Source organism: Flavisolibacter tropicus (assembly GCF_001644645.1).
GTDB lineage: Bacteria > Bacteroidota > Bacteroidia > Chitinophagales > Chitinophagaceae > Flavisolibacter > Flavisolibacter tropicus.
Genome location: NZ_CP011390.1, coordinates 1,734,682 through 1,747,210, shown reverse-complemented (window position 1 = coordinate 1,747,210; position 12,529 = coordinate 1,734,682). Strand labels below are relative to the sequence as shown.

The following is a 12,529-nucleotide window of genomic DNA, read 5'->3' as shown; positions in this document are numbered from 1 at the left end:
AGATTGATTGACTCGTTAATTTACTCTTTTTGAGAATTTTAATAGTCAGGACAGTCAAACAACTCATTTACAATGGAGAGTTTGATCCTGGCTCAGGATGAACGCTAGCGGCAGGCTTAATACATGCAAGTCGAGGGGCAGCAGGGTGGTAGCAATACCATTGCTGGCGACCGGCAAACGGGTGCGGAACACGTACGCAATCTACCCATAACTGGGGCATAGCCCTCCGAAAGGAGGATTAATACCTCGTAACCTCTGGGGGTGGCATCACCTCTTTAGTATAGCTCCGGCGGTTATGGATGAGCGTGCGGCTGATTAGGTAGTTGGCGGGGTAACGGCCCACCAAGCCTGCGATCAGTAACTGGTGTGAGAGCACGACCAGTCACACGGGCACTGAGACACGGGCCCGACTCCTACGGGAGGCAGCAGTAAGGAATATTGGTCAATGGAGGCAACTCTGAACCAGCCATGCCGCGTGAAGGATGAAGGTCCTCTGGATTGTAAACTTCTTTTACAGGGGAAGAAACCACTTTTTTCCAAGAGTGTTGACGGTACCCTGGGAATAAGCACCGGCTAACTCCGTGCCAGCAGCCGCGGTAATACGGAGGGTGCAAGCGTTATCCGGATTCACTGGGTTTAAAGGGTGCGTAGGAGGGCAGGGAAGTCCGTGGTGAAATCCTAGAGCTTAACTCTAGAACTGCCGTGGATACTCTCTGTCTTGAATCCCGTGGAGATGAGCGGAATATGTCATGTAGCGGTGAAATGCTTAGATATGACATAGAACACCAATTGCGAAGGCAGCTCGTTACACGAAGATTGACTCTGAGGCACGAAAGCGTGGGGATCAAACAGGATTAGATACCCTGGTAGTCCACGCCCTAAACTATGGATACTCGACATACGCGATACACTGTGTGTGTCTGAGCGAAAGCATTAAGTATCCCACCTGGGAAGTACGACCGCAAGGTTGAAACTCAAAGGAATTGGCGGGGGTCCGCACAAGCGGTGGAGCATGTGGTTTAATTCGATGATACGCGAGGAACCTTACCTGGGCTAGAATGCTGGTGGACCGTGGGTGAAAGCTCACTTTGTAGCAATACACCGCCAGTAAGGTGCTGCATGGCTGTCGTCAGCTCGTGCCGTGAGGTGTTGGGTTAAGTCCCGCAACGAGCGCAACCCCCATCACTAGTTGCCATCAGGTAACGCTGGGAACTCTAGTGAAACTGCCGTCGTAAGACGCGAGGAAGGAGGGGATGATGTCAAGTCATCATGGCCTTTATGCCCAGGGCTACACACGTGCTACAATGGGGCGTACAAAGGGCTGCCACTTAGCGATAAGGAGCCAATCCCAAAAAACGCCTCTCAGTTCAGATTGGAGTCTGCAACTCGACTCCATGAAGCTGGAATCGCTAGTAATCGTATATCAGCAATGATACGGTGAATACGTTCCCGGACCTTGCACACACCGCCCGTCAAGCCATGGAAGCCGGGTGTACCTAAAGTCGGTAACCGCAAGGAGCCGCCTAGGGTAAAACTGGTAACTGGGGCTAAGTCGTAACAAGGTAGCCGTATCGGAAGGTGCGGCTGGAATACCTCCTTTTTAGAGCTTAGCAACCTACGCTAAGCTGTTGTTTCCAAAATCTTTCAAATAAAAAGTTCTTTTACAAACCAAAAGTAACCCGAACACAGAACGCGACGGGGCTACACCGGACAAAAACAGATCCGTAGCTCAGCCTGGTTAGAGCACTACACTGATAATGTAGGGGTCAGCAGTTCAAATCTGCTCGGGTCTACCAACAAAAGCTGTTGAGAAGTGGAGTAAGTGGAAAAGTTGATTCGACTGATCACTTTGCCAACTGAAGCAACGATCAACCAAAATTTGGGGGGTTAGCTCAGCTGGCTAGAGCACCTGCCTTGCACGCAGGGGGTCATCGGTTCGACTCCGATATCCTCCACCAAACTTGAGAGTTCTTTTTATATTAAGATGTTGCTTACTAAACTTTAGTAGGGCTAGGGGTTCGCAACCCAATCATCTTCCAGGTCATTAGCTAATCAGCTAATTGACTAAGTTCTTTGACATATTGGAAAAATCAAAAAAGTTGTTAGACGAAAGAGTCTATTTTTTTTATCGATCACATTAATTTTTTGCATCATCAAGTAATTGGTGGTCTGAAGTTGGTGGTCGGGTAACAATACAATTTCAAATTTTTTAAAGCAACTAAGGGCGCATGGTGGATGCCTTGGCTCTGAGAGGCGATGAAGGACGTGGTAAGCTGCGATAAGCTACGGGGAGATGCACACAATCGTTACATCCGTAGATTTCCGAATGGGACAACCCACTATACTGAAGGTATAGTACTCCGAAAGGAGAGCCAACCCCGGGAACTGAAACATCTAAGTACCGGGAGGAAAAGAAAATAAACAATGATTCCCCAAGTAGTGGCGAGCGAACAGGGAACAGCCTAAACTTGAGTGGCGTGCCACTTGAGGGTTGTAGGACCGCATTTAGAAACCATCATCAAGCTGAACTTTCTGGAAAGTTAGACCACAGGGCGTGAAAGTCGCGTAAGCGTAAATTGATGGGGACGAGCGGGATCCTGAGTAGGGCGGGACCGGAGAAATCCTGCCTGAATCTGCCAGCACCATCTGGTAAGGCTAAATACTCCTCAGAGACCGATAGTGAACCAGTACCGTAAGGGAAAGGTGAAAAGCACCCTAAACAAGGGAGTGAAATAGTACCTGAAACCGTGTGCCTACAAGCGGTCGGAGCTGCGCAAGCAGTGACGGCGTGCCTTTTGCATAATGAACCTACGAGTTGCTCCTCACTGGCGAGGTTAAGTTCTTTAATAACGGAGCCGTAGCGAAAGCGAGTCCAAATAGGGCGTTTAGTCAGTGGGGGCAGACGCGAAACTTTGTGATCTATCCATGAGCAGGTTGAAGGTGTGGTAACACACACTGGAGGACCGAACCCGTTGACGTTGAAAAGTCTTGGGATGACTTGTGGATAGGGGTGAAAGGCCAATCAAACTGAGAGATAGCTCGTTCTCCCCGAAATGTTTTTAGGAACAGCGTCGCATTTTAGAAGTTTATTAGAGGTAGAGCTACTGATTGGGCTAGGGGGCTTCACCGCCTACCAAACCCTGACAAACTCCGAATGCTAATAAATATCTGCGGCAGTGAGGCTGCGGGCGCTAAGGTCCGTGGCCGAGAGGGAAATAACCCAGAATAACAGCTAAGGTCCCTAATACGTAGTTAAGTTGATCAAACGAGGTGGGGTTTCTATAACAGCCAGGATGTTGGCTTGGAAGCAGCCATTCATTTAAAGAGTGCGTAACAGCTCACTGGTCGAGAGACCCTGCACGGAAAATAATCGGGCATCAAACTACGAACCGAAGCTTTATGTTGCCACCTTGGGTGGTATACGGTAGGGGAGCATTCTGGCCGGCGTCGAAGGTGATGGGTGACCATTGCTGGAGCGGCCAGAAAAGAAAATGTAGGTATAAGTAACGATAAACAAGGTGAAAAACCTTGTCGCCGAAAGTCTAAGGGTTCCTGATCAACGTTAATCGGATCAGGGTTAGTCTGGTCCTTAGGTGAACCCGAAAGGGGTAACTGATGGAAAGCTGGTTAATATTCCAGCACCAGCATTAGTTTCGATGGGGTGACGCAGTATTGAAAGTTCCCCGCACTTACGGAATAGTGCGGTTAAGTATGTAGCTAGTTTCTCTGTAGGCAAATCCATGGAGAAAGGCAAAGTACGAAAGTACACCAAGGCTTCGGCTGCGGTGAGTGGACCTAAAAGCTGCCAAGAAAAACCTCTAAGGTTAGGCTAGTGCTGCCAGTACCGCAAACCGACACAGGTAGACGGGATGAGAATTCTAAGGCGCTCGGGTGAGCCGTGGAGAAGGAACTAGGCAAATTGACGCTGTAACTTCGGGATAAAGCGTCCCTGCTTCGGCAGGGCACAGTAAAATGGTTCAACCAACTGTTTAACAAAAACACAGGGCTCTGCAAAATCGAAAGATGACGTATAGGGCCTGATACCTGCCCGGTGCTGGAAGGTTAAGGAAGGGTGTTCGGCCGAAAGGCCAAAGCTCCTGACTGAAGCCCCAGTAAACGGCGGCCGTAACTATAACGGTCCTAAGGTAGCGAAATTCCTTGTCGGGTAAGTTCCGACCTGCACGAATGGTCTAATGAGTTGAACACTGTCTCCTCCACGAGCCCGGTGAAATTGTAGTATCGGTGAAGATGCCGGTTACCCGCCACGGGACGGAAAGACCCCGTGAACCTTCACTACAACTTTGCATTGATTTTGAACAACCGATGTGTAGGATAGTTGGGACGCTATGAAGCGTGGTCGCCAGGCCATGTGGAGCGGTCGTTGAAATACCAACCTTCGTTTGTTTAGAGTCTAATCCCCACAAGGGAAACAGTGCATGGTGGGTAGTTTGACTGGGGTGGTCGCCTCCTAAAAAGTAACGGAGGCTTGCAAAGGTTCCCTCAGTACGGTTGGTAATCGTACGTAGAGCGCATCAGTATAAGGGAGCTTGACTGTGAGACAGACAAGTCGAGCAGGGGCGAAAGCCGGCTGAAGTGATCCGGTGGTTCTGTATGGAAGGGCCATCGCTCAAAGGATAAAAGGTACTCCGGGGATAACAGGCTGATCTCCCCCAAGAGCTCATATCGACGGGGAGGTTTGGCACCTCGATGTCGGTTCGTCACATCCTGGGGCTGGAGAAGGTCCCAAGGGTTCGGCTGTTCGCCGATTAAAGTGGCACGTGAACTGGGTTCAGAACGTCGCAAGACAGTTCGGTCCCTATCTGTGGTGGGCGCAAGTAAATTGAGAGGACATGACCTTAGTACGAGAGGACCGGGTCGTACGTACCGCTGGTGTATCAGTTGTGCCGCCAGGTGCAGTGCTGAGTAGCTATGTACGGACAGGATAAACGCTGAAAGCATCTAAGCGTGAAACCTTCCTCAAGATGAGTTTACTTTTAAGAGCCGTCAAAGACGATGACGTTGATAGGCTACAGGTGTAAAGCTGGCGACAGCAAAGCCGAGTAGTACTAATTGCTCGTACGCTTTAATTTTTATTTTATAGTACTCCGGCTACCAACTTTTTTTCCAATATGTTACCTTATTGTCTCGAAACAGACTGACCTTTTTATGGTGGTTTTGCCGAGGGTGTTCACCTCTTCCCATACCGAACAGAGAAGTTAAGCCCCTCATGGCCGATGGTACTGCACCACAATGCGGGAGAGTAGGTAGCTGCCATATTTCTTTTAAAAGCCTTCGTGCCTCCGCACGGAGGCTTTTTTCGTTTACCCCCCCTTCCCCCGACTGCCAAAGGGGCTTTTCCCCCCGCAGCGCGCCGGAGACGTTACTTCCCCCAAAATCCCCTACCTTGCCGGCATGGTTTTCATTCACGAATTGGTAAACAGCCTGGAGCAGTTTGCCCCCACCGCCCTGCAGGAAGCGTACGACAACTGTGGCCTGCTCACCGGTACCCCCCACACCGCCTGCACCGGGGTGCTCACCACCCTCGACGTCACCGTGGACGTCCTGCGGGAAGCTAAAGAAAACGGTTGTATGGATAGAATAGTAATAGCAATATAAAAAGTTAGGTCAGACTGATAGATATAATTAAAAAAGGAGGCAAAACGCCTCCTTTTTTAATTATATTAATTATGTCATTTAATAAGTCGATAGACTGGATATCTCATATGCGCAGGTTCGTAAAACGGCGAGTTTTGGAAAACAAAGTTTAACTGGGCAGCCCCATTTTTGGCAAACGCGGTATCACTACGTCTTTTTTGTTCGAGCTGTTCTTGTAAAGAAGGATTTGACTTTAAATATTCAAACGCTGTTTCTTCAAAAACATAATCTGAATAGCCTTCCTTCTGACCTAAAATAGGATCAAAGAAGTTCCAGCTAAAATAACTGTCTTCCATTGTTGGTTCCAATACTTCAATAAGGAATCGATTACCTGCTTGATTTAATGGTATTAAGTAGTCTCCTTTTCTAAACTTAATTATACTTGTGTTTTTGATTACTTGAACATTACCATTTGTATGATGTCCCTCATAAGGGCGAGGAGATGCCTGGTATGCAGAAATACGATACCATTCTACTTCAATGCTTGTGTCTTTACTTAAACGTTGCATGGAGATATTATTGGCCTGCAAACGTTCAATGACTTTCCACCAGCCTTGAGGAATAATATAAGCCTTGGGTTTTGTAATTTTTGTAGAGTCTTTATATACATTATAGAATGGGATCTTTTTTTCAAATGGTTTATTGCGATCATAATAAAGACGCGGCAAACCGGAAATACTACTGTTCTTTTTACCAGCTTCATAACCTTTAAATGTGATCTCTTTAAACTTTGTTTTGTCAAGAGCCCAGGTAGCGGTGAATTCTTGTTGTTGTAATTGTTGCTGTCTGCTTTTTTGACGAAGGCTGGTAATGGTTTGACTATTTTTATTCGTAAAGTCAATAAAACTTTCCATTAAAGCCCTGGTTGCTGCCACTCTTTTCGGATACTCTTTTAACATATGCGTTTCAGGTACAAATGAAAAGGTGTTCCAAAGAGAAGCATATCCACTACTGTAGCGCGGACTATCCCAGAATTCTGACCAGCCTTTATCTGGTGTTTCTCCAAAATGATTAACATAAGGAACAAGATCATATCCTTTTAGCTTCATTAAGGTATACAAGCCTGGTTCAAATTGCTGATTCATAAAATTGCCTAACTCACCACCCAAACGATTATGTTGGGAAGCGATAAGTGTCATGATATGCTGATAGTCGGCACCATTGCTTACATGGTTATCAATGAATACATCTGGATCCAGATAGTGAAAGATTTTAGTGAATGTTAATGCTTCTTTGGAGTCGGCTTTGATGAAATCACGGTTCAGATCATAGTTTTGAGAGTTTCCACGAAAACCAAATTCTTCCGGCCCGTTTTGGTCTACCCGGTAATCTTTACTACGATTTAATGCGCCGCCTATATTATAAACAGGAATGAGAGCGAGCACAACATTGTCTGGTAGTTTGTATTTACCTAAGACAATATCTTTTACCAATAACATACTGGCATCAATACCGTCGGGTTCGCCTGGGTGAATGCCATTATTGACTAAAATGATATTTCTTTTCTTGTCTTTAAGTGATTTAATAGTAAAGTCTTTATCTCCAGATACCAGAATTAAATGAACAGGGAATCCCGCATCGGAAGGACCCATTTCTTTCATTTGCACCAGAGGAGAGGCGGCATCTAAAGCTTTCCACCAATCTATGATCTGGTAATAAGTAGGTGTTTGTGTGCTATTGGACTTTTCATAAACTGTTTCAAACTTCTTTTGGGCAATACTGAATAAGGAAAATAGGGAAAGGATAGTAAGTAAAAAAGAACGCATGCTATACGAATTAGGTATAAAAATAAAAAAGGCGTCTGAATCAGACGCCTTAATATGATGATTTCAAAAAAGAGATTATGCTAATGCATTCACTCTCTTCGTCAACTTGCTCTTTAAGTTGCTAGCTTTATTTGAATGGATTACACCACGCTTAGCCAGTTTGTCAATCATTGAGATAACATCAGGCATTTTTTCGCCAGCAGCTGCTTTATCAGTCAGCGCTTTTAGGTCACGGATTGCATTACGGGTAGTTTTACCGTAGTAACGGTTACGTTCGCGGCGCTTTATAGACTGACGCACATCTTTCTTTGTTGCCTTATGATTAGCCATGTTCTTTTAATTTCGGACGGCGAAGGTAGGGAAATATTTTAGATTTCGGATTGCAGATCGCAGTTTTTTTTGTTAGGACCATGTTTTGGGCAGATTTTATAAGATTATTAGCAGAGTTAAGGCGGTTTAAGGATTTGAAATTGGATTTCACTCAGGGAGCGCTTTGCGCTATTGGTTTTACGCAGAGTCGCTGGGAGCGCAGAGAATTGGTTTCGCACAGAGCAAAGGAGCACCGTGGATTAATGGGATTTAGCATGGATTAGCAGGATTTATAAGGATGGCGGATATGAGTAAGGTTTATGACGGATTTAGGTTGAAAGGTTAACAGTGAAATAAGTTGAATAAAAGGGAGTAAAATTGGGGATTTGGCATTGGGGGATAGGAGAGAATGGTTTTAAATCTTTAAGAGGCTTTGCCTTAGTCTGGTTCTCAGGCAATTTTCTATTTGTTTTTGTTGAGGAATAAATGAGTTGAAAGCAGGTCTTTTATTGACTCATTTCAATCCTTTTATATTCATCTCTACTTGGTTGTATATTTTGACCGATATTTGCCTACCCAAAAAATCCTAAAGCAGATTTCATGAAGGACTTCTCTTATATTACACATTCACACCCTGCTTATATTGAGAGTTTGTATAACGATTTTGTGCAGAACCCCGAAAGCGTGGAACCCGAGTTTCGTAAGTTTTTTGAAGGGTTTGATTTTGCCATGTCCAATACGAACGGACATGCTGTAGCAGGTGCTGTTGGTGGCGCTGCAGTAGATGCTGGTCAGTTGAGCAAAGAATTTAGTGTGTATTCACTCATTCAAGCCTATAGAAGGAAAGGACACTTAATTGCTAAAACCAACCCTATTCGTGAGCGCAAGGACAGAGGCGCCAATTTGGATATTAAGTACTTTGGTTTAGCGGAAGCGGATCTGAATCAGTCTTTTATAGCTGGGCAATTTATTGGAAAGCCGAATGCTACTTTACAACAGATCATTGATCAGCTGCAAAAGATCTATACTGGCCATGTGGGTGTAGAATATCAATATATTCTAAAACAAAAGCAGGCAGAATGGCTGGAAAAAGAAGTAGAAGCTTCATTACAACAATCACTGCCTTTAGAGCGCAAGCGTCGTATATTAGAGAAGCTGAACCAGGGAGTTATTTTCGAGAAGTTTCTACACACAAAATATATTGGTCAGAAGCGCTTTTCACTTGAAGGCGGTGAAACAACCATCCCTGCATTAGATGCTATTATTGGTACTGCTGCTGAGTCTGGCGTACAAGAAGTAGTAATTGGGATGGCACACCGTGGCCGATTAAATGTGCTGGCTAATATTTTAGGTAAAACCTACGAGCAAATATTCAGTGAGTTTGAAGGAACAGCTATTCTAGACCAAACTATGGGTAGCGGTGATGTTAAATACCACCTAGGCTTTAGCAGTGAAGTGCAAACTGTTTCTGGTAAGAATGTTCACCTGAAATTAGCACCCAACCCCTCACACCTGGAAGCTGTAAATCCTGTAGTATTAGGATATTCAAGAGCCAAAGGTGATGTCCTTTATAACTCAGACTTCGATAAGATATTACCTATTCTGATCCATGGCGATGCTTCAGTAGCAGGCCAAGGTATAGTATATGAGATCCTGCAGATGAGTAATCTGAAGGGTTACGATACCGGTGGTACCATTCACTTTGTGATCAACAACCAGATTGGATTTACTACTGATTTTGATGATGCCCGTAGTTCTGACTATAGCACCTCAATAGCAGCTACCGTGCAAGCTCCAGTATTACATGTAAACGGTGATGATGCTGAAGCCGTGGTTAAATGCGTAGAAATAGCCACTCGTTACCGCCAGGAATTTAATGCTGATATCTTTATTGATATGGTTTGCTATCGCCGTCATGGACATAATGAGGGTGATGATCCGAAGTTTACTCAACCACACTTATATGCGTTGATCGATAAGCATGCCAATCCTAGAGAAGAGTATGTGCAATTCTTATTAAAGAATGGAGAGGCTGATGCGCAGGATCTGGCAAAGGAAATGGAGAAAAAGTTCTGGTCGGATCTACAAGAGCGCTTGGATGAAGTGAAGCAAAATCCATTGCCTTATAATCCACAAAAGCCGGATCAGTGGTGGCAAAGCTTGAGAAAGGCAACACCATCTGATTTTGAGCAATCTCCATCGACAGCTGTTAGTGAGCCCGTTTTCAAAGAGTTGTTTGACGGGTTAATGAAAATCCCAAGTGATTTCAAGCCTTTACGTAAAGTTGAAAAACTGTTAAGCGATAAAGTAAAGCTGTTTGAAACCGATCAAAAAGTAGATTGGGCAACTGGTGAATTATTAGCTTATAGTAGCTTGCTGGTAGAAGGTAAAGATGTGCGTATGAGCGGCCAGGATGTAAAACGTGGTACATTCTCTCACCGTCATGCTGTGCTTTATGACGAGAATACTAACTTAGGTTATAATCGTTTGAATCATTTCAGAGAAGGACAACAAGGTACCTTCCGCATTTATAACTCCTTATTAAGTGAATACGGAGTATTAGGTTTTGAATATGGTTATGCCATGGCAAACCCTAACGCTTTGGTATTATGGGAAGCTCAATTTGGTGATTTTGCCAATGGCGCCCAAATCATCATTGACCAATTCATCGCTTCTGCCGAAACGAAATGGCAGCGTATGAATGGAGTGGTAATGTTGTTACCCCATGGTTATGAAGGGCAGGGTCCTGAACACTCAAGTGCACGTTTAGAGCGCTTCCTTCAATTGTGTGCTGAATTGAACATGGTCATCACCAATATTACGACATCGGCCAACTTGTTCCATGTACTGCGTCGCCAATTGACATGGCCATTCAGAAAGCCGTTGGTCAACTTCTCACCAAAAGCTAATTTGCGTTTGCAGGCAACCTATTCACATGTTAGCCAATTTACACAAGGTGGTTTCCAAGAAGTAATTGATGATGCTTTTGTACAGGATGCCAGCCAGGTGAAGAAAGTATTGTTCTGTAGTGGTAAAGTGTATTATGACCTTGCTGAGCGCCAACTGAAAGACAACCGAAATGATGTAGCTATTATACGCGTGGAGCAGCTGTATCCATTGCCAACAAAGCAATTGGATGCTCTTTACCAAAAGTATAATAAGGCTACATGGTTCTGGGTACAAGAAGAACCACTTAATATGGGTGCTGCCAGCTTCTTGCAAATGAATCTTAAGAGTATCAATTACGGTATCATTAGCCGTCAGCCGGGAGCAGCTACTGCAACTGGTTATAGTAAGGTGCATGCACAAGAGCAAGCGGAGATTGTGGATACGGCGTTTAGTATATAAGAGACGTGAAACGTCAAATGTGAGACGTGAAATGGCCAGCGCACGGAGCCTACTTGTGCAAAATGCAGGTAATGTTGTGAGAAGTTAATTGTTTTAAGAGCCTTGAGATGAAGTAGAGAGTGATGAGAAAGGCGAGGTAATAGACAAAAGATAGAAACTTAAAGAAATAAGTCAGAAATTCGCGAAATCGAAATAAGATAGCAATGATTGAAATTAAAGTACCGACTGTTGGTGAATCAATTAACGAGGTAACATTGGTAAAATGGCTGAAAAGTGATGGTGCCTATGTAGAACGTGATGAAGTGATAGCTGAATTAGAAAGTGAAAAGGCAACATTTGAATTAAATGCAGAACAGGCAGGCGTTTTAAAGACAGTGGGTAAGGAAGGTGATACATTGAATATTGGAGATGTGGTAGCACAGATTGATGAAACAGCTCCACGTCCTGCTGGTGCTGCTCCTCAAGCTGAAGCCAAGCCAGCTCCAAAGGCAGAAGAAAAACCACAGGCCCAGCCAGCTGCTGCAGGCCAACCGGTAACTGCTATCCCAAATGATATTAAAGCCACACCGGTAGCTTCTGCTATCATTGCTGATAAAAAAGTAGACCCTAAATCAATCCAGCCAAGCGGCTATAATGGCAAGATCCTGAAAGATGATGTATTAGATGCATTGGCTAACCCTGGTCGTAAGCCTGGTACTCAAGCGTTCAGTCGTGAAGAGAAGCGTGAGAAGATGAGCAACCTGCGTAAAACAGTTTCTCGTCGCTTGGTAGAAGCTAAGAATACAACCGCTATGCTCACTACTTTCAACGAAGTAGATATGAGCAAGATCATGGCTATTCGAGCTGCTAATAAGGATAAGTTCAAGGAGTCTCATGGTGTGAACCTGGGCTTTATGAGCTTCTTTACTAAGGCGGTTTGTTTTGCCTTGCAAGAATGGCCTGCGGTGAATGCTTATATTGATGGCGATTCTATTATTTACCATCAGTATTGTGATATTTCTATAGCTGTATCTGCTCCGAAAGGATTGGTAGTTCCAGTTATCAGAAATGCAGAAAGCCTGAGCATGGCCGAAATTGAAAAGAAAGTAGTGGAACTGGCTACTAAGGCTCGTGATAATAAGTTGAGCATGGAAGAAATGCAGGGTGGAACATTCACTATTACCAACGGTGGTGTGTTTGGTTCATTGATGTCTACTCCGATCATCAACATCCCTCAGTCTGCTATTTTGGGTATGCACAAAATACAAGAGCGTCCGATGGTAGTAGATGGCCAGGTAGTTGTACGCCCGATGATGTATTTGGCACTGAGCTACGATCACCGCATTATTGATGGTCGTGAGTCTGTGAGCTTCCTGGTACGTGTGAAAGAGTTACTAGAAAACCCGGATCTATTATTGTTTGGTAAAGATCCTGTGAAGGCTTTATTGCAATTATAAAAGACAAATAATTAA

General features: G+C 44.6%; 5 protein-coding genes, 2 tRNA genes and 3 rRNA genes. 8 read left to right on the top strand and 2 right to left on the bottom strand.

Annotation, left to right across the window (positions count from 1 at the left end; translation table 11 throughout):
• Positions 1–69: 69 nt before the first annotated feature.
• From SY85_RS07310 to SY85_RS07285, 6 genes are all read left to right on the top strand, one after another.
• Positions 70–1,600 (top strand): 16S ribosomal RNA (locus SY85_RS07310).
• Between the two features lie 118 nt (positions 1,601–1,718).
• A tRNA-Ile gene (locus SY85_RS07305) sits at positions 1,719–1,796 on the top strand.
• 85 nt (positions 1,797–1,881) lie between these two features.
• Positions 1,882–1,958 (top strand) — tRNA-Ala (locus tag SY85_RS07300).
• Positions 1,959–2,208: 250 nt separating this feature from the next.
• Positions 2,209–5,090: ribosomal RNA gene (locus tag SY85_RS07295) — 23S ribosomal RNA — on the top strand.
• A gap of 75 nt (positions 5,091–5,165) precedes the next feature.
• Positions 5,166–5,277: ribosomal RNA gene (gene rrf, locus SY85_RS07290) — 5S ribosomal RNA — on the top strand.
• Together the 16S, 23S and 5S rRNA genes with 2 tRNA genes alongside form the textbook arrangement of a ribosomal RNA operon.
• A 135-nt stretch (positions 5,278–5,412) precedes the next feature.
• On the top strand, positions 5,413–5,616 hold the full coding sequence (locus tag SY85_RS07285; protein ID WP_066402981.1) for a Nif3-like dinuclear metal center hexameric protein: 204 nt from the start codon (positions 5,413–5,415) through the stop codon (positions 5,614–5,616).
• 74 nt (positions 5,617–5,690) lie between these two features.
• Here SY85_RS07285 and SY85_RS07280 read toward each other — a convergent pair whose 3' ends face one another.
• Together SY85_RS07280 and rpsT are read right to left on the bottom strand one after the other, a co-directional pair.
• Positions 5,691–7,421 (bottom strand): M14 family metallopeptidase, encoded by a 1,731-nt coding sequence (locus SY85_RS07280; RefSeq protein WP_066402979.1) that lies wholly within the window; start codon positions 7,419–7,421, stop codon positions 5,691–5,693.
• Between the two features lie 75 nt (positions 7,422–7,496).
• Complete coding sequence (gene rpsT, locus SY85_RS07275) at positions 7,497–7,751, bottom strand: 30S ribosomal protein S20 (RefSeq protein ID WP_066402978.1); 255 nt, start codon at positions 7,749–7,751, stop codon at positions 7,497–7,499.
• Positions 7,752–8,330: 579 nt separating this feature from the next.
• Here rpsT and SY85_RS07270 point away from each other — a divergent pair.
• Together SY85_RS07270 and odhB are read left to right on the top strand one after the other, a co-directional pair.
• Positions 8,331–11,078: a 2-oxoglutarate dehydrogenase E1 component gene (locus tag SY85_RS07270; RefSeq protein ID WP_066402975.1), complete on the top strand. Its 2,748-nt coding sequence runs from the start codon at positions 8,331–8,333 to the stop codon at positions 11,076–11,078.
• Positions 11,079–11,281: 203 nt separating this feature from the next.
• Positions 11,282–12,514 carry a 2-oxoglutarate dehydrogenase complex dihydrolipoyllysine-residue succinyltransferase gene (gene odhB / locus SY85_RS07265; RefSeq protein ID WP_066402972.1) on the top strand — a complete coding sequence of 411 codons (1,233 nt, stop codon included), beginning with the start codon at positions 11,282–11,284 and terminating at the stop codon, positions 12,512–12,514.
• The last annotated feature ends 15 nt before the right edge of the window (positions 12,515–12,529 follow it).